Source organism: Candidatus Campylobacter infans (genome assembly GCF_013416015.1).
Taxonomy (GTDB): Bacteria; Campylobacterota; Campylobacteria; order Campylobacterales; family Campylobacteraceae; genus Campylobacter; species Campylobacter infans.
This window is the reverse complement of the sequence record NZ_CP049075.1, coordinates 1399674-1417445: the sequence shown is the minus strand read 5'-3', so window position 1 is coordinate 1417445 and position 17772 is coordinate 1399674. Positions and strand designations below refer to the sequence as shown.

Genomic DNA, 17772 nt, shown 5'->3' with positions numbered 1-17772 from the left:
CAAGGCTTATGAATGTTTAATGGCTTAATCCGCACGCTTGGGCGTTCGTTAGATTTTGATGGCAAGCGTCTTTTAATTGCTAGTGATTTAAAAGCAAGCCTTGGCGATAGCATAGCAGTAAATGGCGCGTGTTTAAGCGTAGTTGAAATCCAAAATAATGCTTTTGTAGTAGAGCTTAGCAGCCAAAGCGCAAAAGTGCTAGCACTTGAAAATTACAAGCCTGGCGAGCTTTTACACCTTGAAGAAGCATTAAAATTTGGTGAAAAAATACACGGGCATTTGATGCAAGGGCATATTGATGCCTTAGGGCGCATTGAGCGCATTAATAAGCTTGATGTGGGAGTGGATTTTTTTATAGAATTACCGCTTGAAATTATGGAGTTAATGGCGCATAAAGGTAGCGTGGGCGTTGATGGCATAAGCCTTACAATCTCGGCTGTTTATGAGCGTGGCATAGGCCTTAGCATTATTCCTATAACGCTTAAAGACACGCTATTTTCGCACTATAAGCTAAATAGGCGCGTGCATATTGAAAGTGATTTATTTGCCAAATACACAAAGCAAATTTTAAAATTTCAAAATTTAGAGCCAAAAAATCAGCAAAACAAGCTCACTTGGGACGAAGCCGAGCTTTATACAAGAATGTTTTAAGATGAAAAAAGCAAAATTTTTAGCCACTTTTACTAATCGTTTTGGATTGCTGGGTGGAGAAAATTTTAATGCTAATTTGGCAGTAAATGGCGCTAGTAGCGGAGTTTTTGCAAATTTTAATTTAGCCTTGCATACAGGTGATTGCCAAAATGCCCTAGAAAAAAATGAAAGCATTTTAAAACGCGAAATAGGCGCAAGAATGCTAGTTTTTATGGAGCAAATTCATAGCGATAAAATTTACGAGCTAAAAAGCACAAAAGATTTAAGGCAGAAAACCAAAATTTCATACGAGATTAAAACGCCTTGTGATGCGATTATTACGAGCTTAAAGGGTGTTGGTATTTGCGTGATGGTAGCTGATTGTGCGCCTGTGATTTTAATAGATGAAAAACAAGTCAAAATCGCTGTAATTCACGCGGGCAGGGCTGGGGTTTGTGCTAAGATTATAAGCAAATGCCTAAATGCCATGAAAAGCCAGCCACAAGATTTAAAACTTTTAATAGGCGCGCATATAAAAGGGGCTTGCTATGAAGTTGGCGGGCTTGATTTGGGCGATTTTAATCGCTATAAAAATAAGGGATTTTTTGATATAACGCAAGCTTTAAAAGACGAAATAAACGCGCTTGGCATAAAAAATTACGAAATAAGCGATATTTGCACGCATTGTGATGATAATTTTTACTCATACAGACGGGATAAAATTTGTGGTCGCCAAGTGGGCGTAGCGATGATTTTATAAGGTGATAATATGAATAAAGATGATGCGATTTTTGAGCTAATCGCGCTAAATGCTAGGCAGTTTGGCTCTGATTTAGGTCAAAACAAAAACCTAATGAAAATGCTTTTGAGCCCAAAAGATTTAGGCATTAAAGCAGATGATTTAAAAAAAGCAAGCGAAATTTTTGATAATTTAGAAAAAGTCAAGCAAAACTCACAAATGAGTAAAGAATAAATTAAAATTTTATAAAGGTAAGCTATGCCAGCAGGCGATGATCAAGAAAAAACCGAAGAGCCCACGAGTAAAAAAATCGAAGATGCCAGAAATAAAGGCAATGTCCCAAAAAGCCAAGATGCTTCTGGTTTTGTAACGCTTTTGGTTGGTTTATTGGCTTTATGGTTGCTTTTGCCGTATTTTGGCGAGAGATTTTTAAAAACTTATTATTATTGTATGGAATTAATCGGGCAAGAATTAAGCATTAAAAATGTAACAAATATCGCTATGATGATACTTTTTCAAATGGTGCTTGCTGTGTTGCCGCTGGCTGGACTTATAATGCTTGCTGGCATTATAGGCAATGTCATGCAATTTGGCTTTATTTTTACCACAGAGCCACTAACTCCAAATTTTAATAAAATAAACCCAATTAGTGGCTTTGGGCGACTTTTTTCAATAAAAAAACTAGTTGAGAGCTTGAAAATTGTTTTAAAAGTAGGCGCGGTTTTTGGCGTGGCTTTTTATTTTTTTCTTACTTTTGTTAAGGAATTGCCATCGACTATATTTTTTACGATGATTGATCAGCTTGCTTGGCTTAAAGAAAAATTACTAATTTTAGCTGCTGTGATGTTACTGCTTTTTATGATTATAGCTATTGCTGATATTTTTATCACGCGTTTTAATTATTTTAAAGATTTAAGAATGAGCAAGCAAGAAATAAAAGATGAGTTTAAGCAAATGGAAGGGGATCCGCAAGTAAAAGGCCGCATTCGATCACTACAAATGCAAGCGGCAAAAAAGCGTATGATGCAAAATATCCCAAATGCCGATGTAATCATCACTAACCCAACCCATTACGCTGTAGCCTTGCGCTATGATAAAGAAAAAGAAGATGCGCCAATAGTGCTAGCAAAAGGCGTGGATTTTTTAGCACTTCAAATCCGTAAAATTGCCATAGAAAATGGAATTGATATAATAGAAAATCCGCCACTTGCAAGAGAACTTTATAAGCTGTGTGATATAAACCAGCAAATCCCAGCTCAGCTTTTTGGCGCAGTGGCTGAAATTTTAAGCCAAATCTATAAGCAAAATATGCAAAAATTTGGCCATAAATTAAAAAATTAAAATTTGCTTAAATATATTAGCGCATTTATTTTTAAGATTTAAAAGTTAAATTTTGCCGCCTTCTACTACTAAATCATCAGCATTTGAGCTTTGCCCATAAATAGAGCGCAAGGTTTCATCATAGTTTTTATGAAAAAACTGCTCTTTGCCAAGTTCGATTATTTCATTGTTTAGCCATTCTAGCAAGCTTTTATTACCCTTTTTTACAGCTGGCGCGATGGTGTCAATTTCGCCAAGACTTGCTATGCCAACCTCAAAGCCCTTATTTGCCTTAGACCAGGCTAAAACCTCGGTATTATCGGTGCTAAATGCATCGCCGCGCCCATCAAGCAGGGCATTATAGGCTTGCGCGTATTGATCAAATTTTAAAAGCTTGATTTGTTTATGTTTGCTAAAAAATGTTTCAGCTGTCGTGCCTTTTGTGATTATTAAGGTTTTGCCTTTTAAATCATCTAAGCTTTTTATTACCGCATTTTGCGGGCTTACAACGCCAAGAGCAACTTTCATATAAGGCAAGGCAAAATCCACTTGCTGTGCGCGCTCTTTTGTAACGGTAAAATTTGCTAAGACAATATCAACCTTGCCAGATTTAGCATATTCTACACGACTAGCTGGATCAAGCGCTGTAAATTCCACCCTCACGCCCAAATCCTTAGCAATGCGCCTAGCAAAATACACATCATAGCCTTGGTATTGGCCGTTTTCATCGACATAGCCAAAAGGCGCTTTGTCGCTAAAAACGCCGATTTTGATAAGCCCGCTTTGCTTTATTTCATCAACGCTTCTAGCTTGTAAAAACGCACAAGCCAAAAGCGCAACCATAAATATTTTGAAAATTTTCATTTTTTTCTCCTTGGTTAAAATTTCAAAGCCAGATTATAGCAAGTTTTTTAAATTTTATCTAGTAAAAAACTTTATTTTATAAAATTTATTATTATTTCATTTTTTTAAAATACAGGTAAAATTATATATTTTTAACAGGATTAAACTCAAATGATGCTAAAAATTCTTGTGCTTTTTTAGTTTTTGGTTTAGTAAAAAACTCTTTTGCGCTCACGCATTCAGCCACCACGCCATTATCTAAAAACACGATTTTATCTGCCACAGCCCTTGCAAAATTTAGCTCATGCGTTACTATTAGCATAGTTAGCCCGCTATTTGCTAGCTCTAAAATCACCTCAAGCACCTCACGCACCATTTGCGGATCAAGCGCTGCTGTAACTTCATCAAAAAGCATTACCTCAGGGCGCATCGCAAGAGCGCGAACTATGGCTACGCGTTGCTTTTGACCACCACTAAGCTGTCTGGCATAAGCGTTTTGTTTATCTTTTAAGCCAACGCGCTCTAAAAGGGCAAGGGCTTGCGCTTTTACTTCATCTTTTGGGCGTTTTTGCACCTTTAATGGCGCAAGGGTGATATTTTCAAGCACATTAAGATGTGAAAAAAGCTCATAACTTTGAAAAACCATACCGATTTTTTGGCGCATTGATATTAAATTTGCTGGCGTTATAAGCTCACCATTTAGGCTAACTTGACCGCTATTTGGAATTTCAAGCGCATTTATGCATCTTAGCAAAGTGCTTTTACCACAACCACTTGATCCTAAAATCACCATCACCTCGCCCTTAGCCACTTCTAAGTTTATGCCTTTTAGCACTTCTAAATCGCCATAGCTTTTTGTAAGATTTTCAATTTTTAACATCATCTCCACCTATTTTCTAAATAACGCGAACCAAGAGAAATTATATAACAAGGCACAAAATAAAGCATAAAAATCACTCCATACACCCATAAAGCCGCATTTGGATGGCTCATTCTATTTGCATCTATTATTTGTTCGCCGATTTTTAGCATTTCAACTATACCAATCAAAGCCACAAGTGAGGTGGTTTTGATGATGCGAGTTATTAGGTTTATGGTAAGTGGTAAAAGTCTGCGTAAAGTCTGTGGGATAACGATATAAGCGTAAGTTTGAGCCTTATTTAATCCAAGTGCGAAAGCACTTTCGTATTGATGTTTTGCGATACTTGCAAGCGCGCCACGCACCAAATCTCCCATTTCAGCCGCGCCCCAAAAACTAAAAACTATCACCGCCGAAGTAAAAGCACTAAGATCAGCCCCAAAAGCATGCGCCAAACCAAAATACATGATAAAAAGCAAAACAAGCTGTGGCATAATGCGCACAAAATCCAAATAAAGCCGTGATATAAATTTTGTAAATGGATTATTTATCCGCATAAAAAGCCCAAAAAATAAACCAAAAATTATAGAAAACAAAGCACTCAAAAGGCTAATTTCAAGCGTAATATAAAGCCCATCAAGCAACCTTGTAAAATTGCTACCTTTAAATAAAACGCTAAGCCCCAAATCCTGCATATCGTAGCCTTTTTTCTAAATATAGCCCAAGTAATGAAATAGGCAAAAGTAAAGCCAAATACATCAACACAAGCAAAATCAAACTTTCTGTCGTTTTATAATATAATCCTATTAAATCCTTTGCTACAAACATTAAATCCGCCAAGGCCACAGCACTAAAAACAGAGGTTTCTTTAAATAAAAATATCACATTTGCTGTAAGCGATGGCATACTAAGGCTTAATGCTTGTGGCAAAACGACATAAGCCATCATTTGCATTTTGCTCATACCAAGGCTTAGCGCGCTTTCTTTTTGGATTTTTTCCACACTCAAAAAGCCGGCTCTAAGCGTCTCAGCCATATAACTACCGCCTAAAAACGCAAGCCCAATCACCGCACAAACTTCGCTACTTAATCTAATGCCGATTTTTGGCAACGCAAAATATAAAAAGAAAAGCTGAATTAAAAGAGGTGTGTTGCGACTAAGTTCTATATAAATGCTAGATAGTTGCGATAAAATGGGCGTTTTTCGGATTTCAATCAGCGCACAAATCAAACCCAACACACAAGAAAATAAAATGCCAAAAAATCCTATATAAAGCGTAAGCCAAAAGGCCTGGATAAACTCAGGCAAGCTCTCACGCATAAAAGCAAAATCCACTTTAATCCTTTAATAAAAGGCGCAATGATAGCGAAAATATCTTAATATGATTTAGAATTTTAAGATTTATTTTGTATAAATTATGTGTAAAAAATTAAAATTTTAAAATTTGTAAGGCTAGTTTATCAGCGGGTTTGAAATATTTTGGCTTTTTGGTTTTAAAATAAAAAGAAATAGGCGCGACTTGCGCGCCATAATTCAAATTTGCTTTTATTCAACCTCAGCGTCTATTACATCATCGTCTTTTTTCTTGTTTTCGTCTTTTTCGTTTTTATTTTCATTTTTATACATAGCCTCAGCTAATTTGTGGCTTGCTTCATTTAGCGCTTTAACCTTAGTTTCGATTTGCTCTTTTGATGCGCTTTCATCTTTTAGCACCTCTTTTAAATCATTTAAAGCACTTTCTATTTTGGCTCTATCTTCTGTGGCTATTTTTTCGCTTAATTCATTTAGGGATTTTTGGGTTTGATGAGCTAGGCTATCGGCGTTATTTCTTGCTTCTACGGCTTCTTTGCGTTTTTGGTCTTCTTCTTTGTGGGCTTGGGCGTCATTTACCATTTTATTTATTTCATCTTCGCTTAGTCCGCTTGAACCGCTAATTGTGATATTTTGAGCCTTACCGCTTGCTTTATCTTTTGCTGAAACGGTTAAAATTCCATTTGCATCGATATCAAAAGTAACCTCAATTTGTGGCACACCGCGCGGTGCTGGCATAATGCCTTCAAGATTAAAATTTCCTAAACTTTTATTATCTCTTGCAAATTCTCTCTCGCCTTGAAGCACATTTATTGTTACAGCACTTTGATTATCCTCAGCGGTTGAGAAAGTTTGTGATTTTTTAGTTGGGATTGTTGTGCCTTTTTCAATCAACTTGCTCATTACCCCGCCAAGCGTTTCTATACCAAGGCTAAGTGGCGTAACATCAAGCAAAAGCACATCTTTTACATCACCTTTTATTACAGCGCCTTGAATTGCAGCACCAATTGAAACCACCTCATCAGGATTTACGCTTTTATTTAATTCTTTGCCAAAGGCTTTTTTTACTTCATCTTGAACTAATGGCACGCGAGTTGAACCACCAACCATCACAACTTCTTTTATTTCGCTTTTTGAAATATTTGCGTCTTTTACTACTTCATTTATTTTAGTGATGGTTTCATTTACTAAATCTTCTATCAAGCCTTCAAATTTTGCTCTGCTGATTGTTTTGGTAAGGTGTTTTGGGCCAGTAGAATCTGCTGTGATAAAAGGCAGATTTATGGTTGTTTCCATAGCACTGCTTAATTCTTTTTTTGCATTTTCAGCAGCTTCTTTTAGTCTTTGGAGCGCCATTACATCGTTTTTTAAATCAATGCCACTTTCGCTTTTAAACTCACTAACTAAAAAGTCAATCAAGCGGTTATCAAAATCATCACCACCTAAAAAGGCATTACCACCAGTTGCAAGCACTTCTACTACATTATCGCCAGTTTCAAGCACAGTTACATCAAAAGTACCACCACCTAAATCATAAACCACGATTTTTTCAGCTTCTTTTTTATCTAAGCCATAAGCAAGCGCGGCTGCTGTTGGTTCATTTATAATGCGTAAAACATTTAAGCCAGCAATGGTGCCTGCTTCTTTTGTAGCCTTTCTTTGGCTATCGTTAAAATACGCTGGCACGGTAATTACCGCATCTACTACCTTTTCGCCCAAATACGCCTCAGCATCTTCTTTTAATTTAATCAATACCTTGGCTGAAATTTCTTGTGGAGTGTAGGTTTTGCCAGCGATTTCTACTGCGCAAGCACCATTTCTTTCTATTATGTGATATGGTAAGCGTGCTTTAGCCTCGCTTGCGTTTTTTTCATTCATCATTAAACCCATGATGCGTTTAATTGAAAAAATCGTTTTTTGCGGGTTGGTTACTGCTTGGCGTTTGGCTGTATCGCCTACTAAAATTTCACCCTTATCAGTAAAAGCCACCACGCTTGGGGTAGTGTTTTTACCTTCTTTATTTGGTATAACCTTGCTCTCGCCGCGTTCATAAACGCTCACACAAGAGTTTGTAGTACCTAAATCTATACCTATTACTTTTGCCATTTTAGACTCCTTAATTTGATTTAAGATTTTAATTTATTTAGAAATTAGCACCATTGCTGGGCGTAAAATTCTATCATTATACATATATCCGTGCTGATAGATTTGTGCGATGCGTCCGCTTGCGATTGTTTGGCTTTGAATATAACTCATTGCGTTATGGATTTGTGGGTTAAACTCTCCGCCTTCATTTGTTTGTATCATACGCACGCCGTGCTTATTTAGCACTTGCTTAAAGCTATCAATCGTTAAACTAATGCCTTCTTTAATCTTAGCACTTGCTTCATCATCACCTGCAGCATTTATCGCCATTTCAAGCGTATCAAGCACAGGTAATAAATCCCTAGCAAAACTCTCATTTGCAAAATTTACAGCAGTGATTTTGTCTTTTTCAAGGCGTTTTTTGATATTTTCAAAATCTGCTTGCGCTTGAACTAGTTTAGTTTTTAACTCGCTTATTTGAGCGCTATCGTCATTATTTTGCGTAGCAGTTTTTAGCTCGTCAAAATTTACTAATTCATCATCATTTGCGTTTTGATTGTTTTGTTCTTGCTCGTTTGTTTGGGTTAAGATTTCATCATCTGCTGAGAAATCTTTAACACTACTTGTTTGATCTGTATTATCTTTCACGATGCCTCCTTTAAAGTATTTAAGAATTTTTCATAATCATTATAAACGCTACCAACGCATATCATAACCGCATTTTCGCCCTTATAAAGTATTGGGGTTTTTAAACCCATGTGCGCACTTTCTATCCAAAAAGCTAAATTATTTGTAAAAGAACGCTCAAAACTAGGTTCTAGCGCATTTTTTATGCGTTCATCTTTAAAAATTTCAAAAATGATTTTTTCATTTTCTTGGTAAAAAATATTACTTCTTTTTAGCTCTTTAATCTTTACTCTTAGCTCGCTTAAACCTACTTGAATGCTTGCAAGTTCTAGCTCGTCTAAACTAATGCCAAGTAAATTTTGTAGAAATTTTTCAACTTTTGCGTTAAATTTTATATTTAATGCCTCGTCTTCAAACTCTAAAAACAAAAATTTATCACTAATTCGTTTTATGGCGCTAAATTTTGGATTTTTTTTGGCAAAAATCATACAATAAATCCCTAATTCATACACCAAAAAACTTAATAATTCTTCATTTGTAACCTTGATTTTTTCATTAAATTTTAAGTGTTCTTGCCAATAATAACTCATCGTAAGCACAGTAGGAATTCGCCCGCCGCTTATGTGGAGCTTGGTTATTGCGCCCTCATCGCTTAGCTTTTTAAAATACACTCTAATCGTGCTTGCTGGGATATTTGCGTTGCCTTGCTCTATTATATGCTCGCAAAGCACAGATGAACCAACTGGCTCATTTTGTTTTAAATAAGCGCGAATTATATTTTCTAAAATTAATTCTCTTTTATCAATTTTCACTTTATTTTGCCTTATTTTTAGCACTCTTATCTTGTAAGTGCTAGCCGAATTATACAAATTGAGTGAATTATTGTCAAGATTTTTGCCAAAATTTTTTTAGATTTTTTTTAATTTTGTTTATTTTGATAAATTTTAATATTAAATTATATGTTTTGAAAATTTTAAAATTTTAAGCCTTGACTTGTTAAAATCTGCGCTTTTAAAAAAGGATTAGCGATGAATGATGATTTAATCATAGCAAATAGGCATTTTACTAGCCGTTTTATAATGGGTTCTGGCAAATTTGATCCAAATTTAATAAAAGCTTGCATAGAAAGTGGTGGGGCGCAAATAATCACCCTTGCATTGCGCCGTGCAAGCACAAAAAGCGATAATATTACAGATTTTATCCCTAAAAATATAACTCTTTTGCCAAATACTAGCGGAGCTAATAATGCTGATGAGGCTTTGCGCTTGGCGCGATTAGCGCGCGAGCTTGGCTATGGCGAGCTAATTAAGCTTGAACTTATTAAAGATAGCAAGTATCTTTTCCCAGATAATGAAGAAAGCGTGCGAGCTACAAAAATGCTAAGCGATGATGGATTTAGCGTGCTTGCGTATATGTATCCTGAGCTGTATGCTGGGCGCGCGCTAGAAGCTGCTGGGGCCGTGGCTGTAATGCCGCTAGCAGCGCCTATTGGCTCAAATAAAGGGCTGTTAAATAAAGATATGTTAAAAATTTTATTAGATGAAATAAAGGTGCCAGTTATCGTAGATGCTGGCATAGGCAGGCCAAGCGAGGCGGCACTTTGTATGGAGATGGGTTGTGCGGCTGTGATGGTAAATACCGCAATAGCAACAGCTTGTGATGTCAAATTGATGGCGCGCGCTTTTGGCGAGGCGATAAAAGCTGGTAGAAGCGCGTATTTAGCGGGTATAGCAGATATTAGCCAAAATGCGCGAGCTAGTTCTCCATTAACTGGATTTTTGGCTTAATTTTAAAATTTAATACTCTTTGGCTAAATTATTTAAGCTATTTTAAAATTTACGCTATAATCACGCCGCTATGGCAAGTAGTCGCGCTTAAATAAGCGAGGAAAGTCCGAGCTGCATTAGGGCAGGGCTACATCTAATGGATGTCAGGAGCGATCCTAGGGAAAGTGCAACAGAAAGCAAACCGCCAGCGCATCGCGCTTGGCAAGGGTGAAACGGCGAGGTAAGAGCTCACCAGCACGCAAGCCAGAACAAGCGGCGTGGCTATGCAAACCCAGCTCGCAGCAAGAAGCGGTGGTAAAGCCCTAAAATATACGCTTTGCTAGACTTTAATGGCGACATTAAAGCAAGATAAATGACTACATAAACAAAACTCGGCTTATAGCCATAGCCTCGTTCAAATCCTTAAATTTCAAAATTTTAGAATTTAATATAAAATATTTTTAAATAAAATTTTAATAAAAATTATTAATTTTTAAGCAATTTTTTGAATAAAATTTCAATAAAAAAAGCCATAAAATTTTAAAAGCTAGCGTTTGTGATAAAATTTAACAAGATTTTAGCTGTTTTTTGGGCGTAAATCATAGAAATTTGCTATAATGGGAGCCTAAATTTTAAAATTTTTTGGGATCAATGCGTTAAATGAATAATTTTAAAGAGCTTTTTGGGCAACTTTCAACCATATTTTTAAATCTTACAAAACGCCAAAAAATCGTAGCCATAAGTAGCGTGGTGGCTGTGGTGGCATTGATAGTGTTTTTGTTGCTTTTTACGCGCGCGCCTAAGGGATCGGGCGAGGAATTTTCTGGTTATAGCGTGCTTTTTGCTAATGTAGAACCATCTGTAAGCGCGCAAATCATCGCTCAGCTTGAAATGGATGGCGTTAAATATAAATTAGCAGACGAAAATACAATTTTAGTGCCAAATAAAGATGTTTATCGCGAGCGCATTGCTGTGGCTAGCTTGGGGATAGTTCAAGCTAGCAAAACAAAACCAGGCTTTGAGCTTTTTGATACTAATAGTTTTGGCGCGACAGAAGGCGAGCAACGCATAAAATTTCAACGCGCAATTCAAGGCGAATTAAGCAAAACCATAGAGAGTTTAGAGCCTATTGAGCGCGCTAGCGTGTATATTGCCTTCCCAAAAGAAAGCGTTTTTACAGAGCGTCAAACTCCCCCAACTGCTTCTGTGGTGGTCAAGCTTAAAAATGGCTCATTATTAGATTATGGCCAAATCGATGGCATTAAGCGCATAGTATCTGGCTCTATCCCAAATCTTAGCTTAGAAAATGTAAAAATCGTTACCCAAGATGGCGTTGCTGTCGGCGAAGATAGCGTGGCTATGCAAAATGAGCAAGAAGCCGCTAGAATAAAAGCACAACTTCGCTATAAGCACGAGTTTGAGAGCAATTATGAAGCTAAGATTATAGATATGATAGCGCGTTTTGTAGGCAGTAGAGATAAAGTTACAGCAAAGGTTAGTATAGAGTTTGATTTTAGCCAAACAGATAAAGAGCAAGAAATTTTTGATCCAAATTCTGTGGTGCGTAGCGAGCAAAATATAGAAGAGCATAAAGTAGGGCGCGATCCAAAAGAGCTAGGCGGCGTGCCAGGGGCTGTTAGTAATATAGGGCCAGTCCAAGGCATAGAAGATAATAAACCAACGCAAGAATACGATAAAACCGTTACAAACACAAACTATGAAATTTCAAAACAAATAATCAAAACAAAACCGCAATTTGCTACTATTAAGCGTTTAACCGCAGCTGTGGTAGTAGATGGCAGATATGAAAATGTGCGCGATGAAAGCGGCGAGCTTACAAGCAAGATAAATTATATCCCGCTTAATGAAAATGAAGTAAATCAAATACGCTCTTTGGTCGAGCAAGCAGTGGGTTATAATCAAGCGCGTGGCGATCAAGTAACGGTGAGCAATTTTGAGTTTAGACCTAATAATATAAGCACGCCACTTACAAAATTTCAACGCTTTGAAGAAGAATATATTAAGCCACTTTTGCCTGTGTTGAAGTATTTGCTGGTGGCTTTAATTTTGTTTGTATTCTATAAAAAGGTGATTGTGCCGTTTATGAATAAAATGCTAATGGATACTAAACCACAAGAAGAAGCGGTTTTTGAAGAAGAAATTGATGTAGAAGAAGAAGCAGAAGATACAATAGAGCGATTTAAAGCTGCTAAAAAACGCGCAGAAGATGAGCTTGGTATGAATGATGACTTTAATGAAGAAGATTTAAAATATGATGTATTACTTGAAAAAATGAAGGGCATAGTGGCTGAGCGAAGCGATGAGGTGGCATCGTTGCTTCAAAGTATGGTTAAAACAGATAATAGTTTTAGTGGCTCTAAGGATTTTTAATGGCAAAATTAAATGAAGAACAAAAAATGGTTTTTGATGATCTTTCAATGCCTGAAAAGATCGCTATAATGATAATACAAATGGGTGAAGATGCGGCTAGTTTGATTTTTTCGCATATGGATCCTGAGGTTGTTATGGAGATTTCGCGCCATATAGCCACAGCCAAAACGCTAGATAAAGCAGTAGCAGCAGCGGTGCTTGAAGAATTTTATGCTTTATTTGCTTCAAATCAGCATATTAAAACAGGTGGTTTAGAATACGCAAAAGAAATTTTATATAAAACTTTTGGTCCCGAAGAAGCGCAAAAAATTTTAGATAAATTGCAAAAATCTATGGAAACTACGCGCTCTTTTGGCTATTTACAAAATGTGCGCCCACAGCAGTTAGCTGATTTTATTGTTAAAGAACACCCGCAAACCATCGCCTTAATAGTAGCTCATATGGACGCTACGAGTGCTGCTGAGACGCTGTTTTATTTTCCTGAGGATATTAGGGGCGAGGTGGTGATGCGTATGGCAAATCTTGGCGATATCAGCCCTAGCGTGATTAAGCGCGTTTCTGCCGTGCTAGAAAGCAAACTACAAAGCCTAACAAGCTATAAGGTTGAAATAGGTGGCACAAGAGCCGTGGCTGAAACGCTAAATCGCTTAGGACAAAAAGCGGCTAAAACTACAATCGAGTTTATCGAGCAAAGCGATCCAAACCTAGCAGCAAATATTAAAGAAATGATGTTTACTTTTGAAGATATTAATTCTCTTAATAACACAGCAATTCGCGAGGTGCTAAAAGTCGTGGATAAAAAAGACTTAATGGTAGGCTTAAAAAGTGCTAGCGAAGAGTTAAAACAAAGATTTTTGACAAATATGTCCCAGCGCGCAAGCGAGGCTTTTATAGAAGAAATGGGCTATCTTGGTGCTGTGCGTGTAAAAGAAGTAGAAGAAGCACAGCGCAAAGTAGTAGAAGCAGTGCAAAAATTAGCTGAAACCGGAGTGGTTCAATTAGGCGGTAATGACGAGATGATCGAATAAAATTTAATGGTGGTTTTAGATGCTGTTTTTGTGGCTAAATTGTAAAATTTTAAAACCGCTGTTTTAGAAAAAGAGTAAAAATGCAAAGTAATGTAATAGACGCTAGTAGCCAAAAACATACGATCAAACCATATAGATTTAAGGTTTTAAACACAAGACGCGATAATGAAGAAAACGCTAATATCAGCAACGAAAAACCAAGCAAATGCGCTGAGCAAGCAAATGCCGAGCAAATAAATGTCGAGCAAATAGATAAAGAAAGCACCGCAGATACTTCGCTTGAAACAACTCAGGTAATTACACCAGCAATCAAACAGCCAGAACCACAAGAGCCACAAAGCACGCAAAATTCCCAACCAAGCTTTATAGAAGAACTTTTAAAGCGCACAGATGAATTAAGCGATAACATTATAAAACTTCAAATGAAAATAGAAAGCCAAGAAAGCGAGTTTAAACAACGCCTAGCTAGCGAAACAGATAAAGCAAGAAAAGAGGGCGAGCAAGCAGGCGAACAAGCCGCAAAAACCGCCTACGATGCGCAAATTAAAGATTTAGAGAGCAAATATAGCACGAGCATTAAAAAGCTAGATGAACAAAGTGCGCGTTTTGATGAGTTTTTGGCAAAAACACAAGAGCAATTAAGCCACACAGCAATCGATATAGCAAAAGAAGTGGTGCTAAAAGAAATCAAAGAAAACTCAGCCAAGGTTGCGCTAAATATAGCTAAGAGTTTAATTAGCGAGCTAAAAGATGCCGCAAGCGTTGAAATAAAAGTAAATAGCAAGGATTATGGCTATTTGAGCGAACAATTTGAAGGCGATACGCATATAAAACTTAGCAGCGATGATGCTATAAGTCCTGGCGGGGCTTTGCTTTTAAGCGATAGTGGCAATATAGATGGCACGATAAATACGCGCTTTGAAAAGATTCGTAAAATTTTAAGTGAATGAGTTTGGCGGATTTGTGTATTTAGTGGCAATTTATTAAAATTTTAAAGGCATTAAATGGCAAAATCTGGCTTTATATCAGTAATTGGGCGCACGAACTCAGGTAAATCTAGCCTAATTAATTATTTGCTAAATACAAAAATCACATTAGTTTCACACAAGCAAAACGCCACTAGGCGAACACTAAAAGCCATAGTAATGCACGGACAAAATCAATTAATCTTCATAGACACACCCGGGCTAAATAACAGCCAAAAGCTATTAAATAAAATTTTAAATGAAAAAGCAATTGAAAGTTTAAATGATTGCGATGCTTTGATATTTTGCGCTAGCGTTTTTGATGATATTAAAGATTATGAACAATTTTTAGAAATTTTAAAGGTAGCAAAATGCCAAAAGGCGCATATAGTCGTTATCACAAAGGTAGATTTAGCCAAAAAAGAAGCGCTTTTTGCAAAATTAGCACAATATAATACTTACAGCCAAAATTATAGCGCGCTTGTGCCAGTTAGCATAAAAAAGGCAGCTTTTAGAGATGAATTATTAAATGAATGTATTAAAATTTTGCCAGTAGCGCCATTATATTATGATAGCCAGGATTTAAGCGATGCAAAAAGCAAGGATATTTATAGAGATTTTATCCTTGAAGCGATTTTTGCTTGCGTTAGTGATGAATTGCCTTATAGTGCTGAGGTGCTGATAAAAGGCGTGAAAAATTTACCTAAACTTACCAGTGTAGAAGCAGTTATCATCACAGATAGCCAAAGCCATAAAGGTATTTTAATAAGCGCTCTTAAAAATATCGGCATTAAAGCTAGAAAACTAATAGCAGCCTTAGACGGACAAAAAGTTTATCTAGGACTTGAAGTAAAAGTGCAAAAAAATTGGCATAAAAATGAAAAAAGTCTTAAAAAAAATGTTTTTCTTTAACTAAATTCAAAAAAAAAGTAAAAAAAAAATTAAAAAAAAGTAAAAAATGCCGTTTTTTTGTTATAATGCCAAACTTTTAAAAAAAATTAGGGGTGAGGCTGCTGATGAAAAACAACTTTTTAGCTTCCTTTAAGGGACCGAGCACAGTCTCGGGCAAGAGTTCTAGTTCTAAAAAAGGACTAGAAATTACTACCGTAGATGTCTTTAAAAGCAAGGCCTATGCTTTTAAAGATAATGTCGTAAAGCCAAAGGATTATTCTTCTATAAGTAAAAAAGATCCTATGATTGTTACTTATGTAAAGAATAGAGAATTGCACTATACCAAATTAGATGCTTCTGGTAGTTCAAGTGGAGAAACTCTTGAGGGTTTTCTTTTAGATGCAGCTTATCGTAATTTGGCATTAGATAATGCTCAGCAATATCTTATGTCTTATGGGCCAAGAAAAGATAAAGAGAATTTCTACGATGTATTTTTGATTTCAGCTGAAACCGTAGAAACAAATCTACAACCATTGCTGTTTAATACCGAATATATAGATTATGTGGTACCAGAGCCGTTGCTATATAAAGGCTTATATGAACAAGGTGTGCTAGATAGTAATAGTGTGGATTGCTTTATTTATATAGGCGATGATGAAGCATATGTGGTGGTGTATAATCAAGGAAACTTCTCTTTTGTGCGCTCTCTTGGGCGATATACCCTTAATTATTTAGCCGCTCAGTATCCAGCAATAACCGGACAAAAAATAGAAAAAGCCGATTTTTTTGCCAAGCTAAAACAAGACGGCGTAAGCGGAGAAATGGTTAATGTCGTAGATGAATTGCTTTATTTTGTATCTGATGTTTTTGCAAATTTAAGCGATTTATCAACTGCTAATATTTCTAAAATATTTATAGGCACAGATATAGGCACAATAAATGGCTTAGCGGATTTAGCCAGCAAGCGCATAGGCATAGAATGTAGAGATTTTAGCTTTAACCTAAATTTTGAAGGTGGCGAGCAAGATATAAATTTCTTAAATGTTTTAATGTTTTTATACGCAAGAGGCTGTGATGATGAAAGAAGCCCTTTAAATCTAAGTCCATATCTCCGACCGCCTGCATTTATGAAACGCGATGGTGGTAAATTCGTAGCTCTTATGGGTGTAGCTTTGGTAGCTGGCTTGATAATGCCTGGTGTAGAGCTGGTTCAAGCTGGTTTGAATACAATGGAAAGAGATGAGCAAAAGTTAAAAGTAGAATCTTTACAGCAAGAGGTTAATGGTTTAAATTCTAAAAAAGAAAATACCCAAAAAGAATTTAATGCCATTAAGGATAAATTAGCAAATTTACGCGCCGACCTTGAACTTAAAGAAAATATCATTAAAGATAGCCATTCAAAAAAGGTTGAGTATAAAATGAAAAACTCTACCTTATATGATATAGCTAAATATTTAAATGATCAAGGTGTAAATACCGAAAATATAAGCATTGATAGTGATAATATCATAACCGTAGTATTAAATAGTAGTAATGATATAAAAATCACTAAGCTTATAAAATTTATAGAAAATTCTGATAGATATAGTGTAGTTGCTAAGGAAATTTCTGTTAAAGAGGGTATCTACCAAAGTGCTATCAAAATAGGAGTGAAATAATGGAAGAATACATACAAAGATTAGACGAATATTTTGAAGGTAAAAAAGATAAAGACAAAAGGCTTATCTTTTTAGTAGCATTTGTGGCTGTTGCTTATATAATTTATTTACTGGTTAATCCTAGTGCTGTTGAAGTAAGAGAAAATGTTGAATCTGAATTAAATGGAATCAACAAAGAACTCAACGACCTAAAAAATAAACCAAAAGAATTAAATAGTCAAATCGCTAGACTCAATAGAGAAATTCAAGAAAAACAAAGCGAAGTTGCAAGCGTGAGTCAAAAAAATTCTGAGGTTAGCCAAAAGGTTAAAGAGCTATCTAAATTGCTAGCAGGTAGCAATATAAATGTCTATCTAAACGACATTGCACGCGATGCTTTGGATACTAATGTAACAATCATTAGAATAGACAATATGCTTAATCAAGTAAATCCTTTGAGTTTTGCTAAATTGTATGATGTGAATGTAACTTTTGAAACAGAAAGTTTTAATAACATAGTTCAATACACAAGACGATTAGAAGAAAGCATAGATGCGATAGATATAAGCGATATAGATATGAAAGTTAATGATAAAGGCAATATCTATGGACATATCAATATATCATCATGGGGCGTAAGATATGAGTAAAATTATACACAAAAGAATATTAAAGCGAGG

At 36.1% G+C, this 17772-nt stretch carries 18 protein-coding genes and 1 other RNA gene; 12 read left to right on the top strand and 7 right to left on the bottom strand.

What is annotated here, in order from left to right; all coding sequences use genetic code 11:
• Positions 1 to 12: 12 nt before the first annotated feature.
• Genes ribE through flhB form a run of 4 tightly spaced genes read left to right on the top strand, consistent with a single transcriptional unit; the run spans position 13 to position 2710 of the window.
• A complete protein-coding gene (ribE, locus tag CINF_RS07125) occupies positions 13 to 651 on the top strand; it encodes a riboflavin synthase (protein WP_178697370.1) in 639 nt (212 codons plus the stop codon).
• Position 652: 1 nt separating this feature from the next.
• A complete protein-coding gene (locus CINF_RS07120; RefSeq protein WP_179975031.1) occupies positions 653 to 1390 on the top strand; it encodes a purine nucleoside phosphorylase YfiH/LACC1 family protein in 738 nt (245 codons plus the stop codon).
• A gap of 9 nt (positions 1391 to 1399) precedes the next feature.
• Complete coding sequence (locus CINF_RS07115) at positions 1400 to 1603, top strand: hypothetical protein (RefSeq protein ID WP_179975030.1); 204 nt, start codon at positions 1400 to 1402, stop codon at positions 1601 to 1603.
• A gap of 24 nt (positions 1604 to 1627) precedes the next feature.
• Positions 1628 to 2710, top strand: coding sequence for a flagellar biosynthesis protein FlhB (flhB, locus tag CINF_RS07110; RefSeq protein ID WP_178697367.1), 1083 nt, complete (start codon positions 1628 to 1630; stop codon positions 2708 to 2710).
• Positions 2711 to 2755: 45 nt separating this feature from the next.
• On the opposite strand, the gene CINF_RS07105 is transcribed toward flhB, so the two are convergent.
• From CINF_RS07105 to CINF_RS07075, 7 genes are all read right to left on the bottom strand, one after another.
• Positions 2756 to 3553 carry a cysteine ABC transporter substrate-binding protein gene (locus CINF_RS07105; protein WP_179975029.1) on the bottom strand — a complete coding sequence of 266 codons (798 nt, stop codon included), beginning with the start codon at positions 3551 to 3553 and terminating at the stop codon, positions 2756 to 2758.
• 121 nt (positions 3554 to 3674) lie between these two features.
• Entirely contained in the window at positions 3675 to 4421 is a 747-nt protein-coding gene (locus tag CINF_RS07100; RefSeq protein ID WP_275690505.1) for an amino acid ABC transporter ATP-binding protein, read from the bottom strand.
• Entirely contained in the window at positions 4412 to 5086 is a 675-nt protein-coding gene (locus tag CINF_RS07095) for an amino acid ABC transporter permease (protein WP_179975028.1), read from the bottom strand. Before CINF_RS07095 ends, CINF_RS07100 begins: the two co-directional genes overlap by 10 nt.
• Positions 5067 to 5726 (bottom strand): amino acid ABC transporter permease, encoded by a 660-nt coding sequence (locus tag CINF_RS07090; RefSeq protein WP_178697363.1) that lies wholly within the window; start codon positions 5724 to 5726, stop codon positions 5067 to 5069. The genes CINF_RS07095 and CINF_RS07090 overlap by 20 nt, the downstream gene beginning before the upstream one ends.
• 210 nt (positions 5727 to 5936) lie before the next feature.
• Positions 5937 to 7808 carry a molecular chaperone DnaK gene (gene dnaK, locus CINF_RS07085; RefSeq protein WP_179975027.1) on the bottom strand — a complete coding sequence of 624 codons (1872 nt, stop codon included), beginning with the start codon at positions 7806 to 7808 and terminating at the stop codon, positions 5937 to 5939.
• Between the two features lie 33 nt (positions 7809 to 7841).
• The gene (locus tag CINF_RS07080) at positions 7842 to 8435 is read right to left on the bottom strand and encodes a nucleotide exchange factor GrpE (RefSeq protein ID WP_240156111.1); all 594 of its coding nucleotides are present in this window, start codon (positions 8433 to 8435) and stop codon (positions 7842 to 7844) included.
• Complete coding sequence (locus tag CINF_RS07075) at positions 8432 to 9226, bottom strand: HrcA family transcriptional regulator (RefSeq protein WP_178697361.1); 795 nt, start codon at positions 9224 to 9226, stop codon at positions 8432 to 8434. The genes CINF_RS07080 and CINF_RS07075 overlap by 4 nt, the downstream gene beginning before the upstream one ends.
• Before the next feature lie 216 nt (positions 9227 to 9442).
• Here CINF_RS07075 and CINF_RS07070 point away from each other — a divergent pair, with 216 nt between their 5' ends.
• The 8 genes from CINF_RS07070 (at position 9443) to CINF_RS07035 (ending at position 17742) form a co-directional block, all read left to right on the top strand.
• Positions 9443 to 10201 carry a thiazole synthase gene (locus tag CINF_RS07070; RefSeq protein WP_178697360.1) on the top strand — a complete coding sequence of 253 codons (759 nt, stop codon included), beginning with the start codon at positions 9443 to 9445 and terminating at the stop codon, positions 10199 to 10201.
• A gap of 65 nt (positions 10202 to 10266) precedes the next feature.
• Positions 10267 to 10596: RNase P RNA component class A (rnpB, locus tag CINF_RS07065), an RNA gene on the top strand.
• A 244-nt stretch (positions 10597 to 10840) separates the two neighbouring features.
• The gene (gene fliF / locus CINF_RS07060) at positions 10841 to 12571 is read left to right on the top strand and encodes a flagellar basal-body MS-ring/collar protein FliF (RefSeq protein WP_179975026.1); all 1731 of its coding nucleotides are present in this window, start codon (positions 10841 to 10843) and stop codon (positions 12569 to 12571) included.
• Positions 12571 to 13599, top strand: coding sequence for a flagellar motor switch protein FliG (gene fliG / locus CINF_RS07055; protein ID WP_179975025.1), 1029 nt, complete (start codon positions 12571 to 12573; stop codon positions 13597 to 13599). Before fliF ends, fliG begins: the two co-directional genes overlap by 1 nt.
• A gap of 80 nt (positions 13600 to 13679) precedes the next feature.
• Positions 13680 to 14549 carry a flagellar assembly protein FliH gene (gene fliH, locus CINF_RS07050; protein ID WP_179975024.1) on the top strand — a complete coding sequence of 290 codons (870 nt, stop codon included), beginning with the start codon at positions 13680 to 13682 and terminating at the stop codon, positions 14547 to 14549.
• Between the two features lie 54 nt (positions 14550 to 14603).
• Positions 14604 to 15476 (top strand): GTPase Era, encoded by an 873-nt coding sequence (era, locus tag CINF_RS07045; RefSeq protein ID WP_179975023.1) that lies wholly within the window; start codon positions 14604 to 14606, stop codon positions 15474 to 15476.
• A 104-nt stretch (positions 15477 to 15580) separates the two neighbouring features.
• On the top strand, positions 15581 to 17113 hold the full coding sequence (locus CINF_RS07040; RefSeq protein WP_179975022.1) for a coiled-coil domain-containing protein: 1533 nt from the start codon (positions 15581 to 15583) through the stop codon (positions 17111 to 17113).
• Positions 17113 to 17742 (top strand): coiled-coil domain-containing protein, encoded by a 630-nt coding sequence (locus tag CINF_RS07035; protein WP_178697354.1) that lies wholly within the window; start codon positions 17113 to 17115, stop codon positions 17740 to 17742. Before CINF_RS07040 ends, CINF_RS07035 begins: the two co-directional genes overlap by 1 nt.
• Positions 17743 to 17772 lie beyond the last annotated feature (30 nt).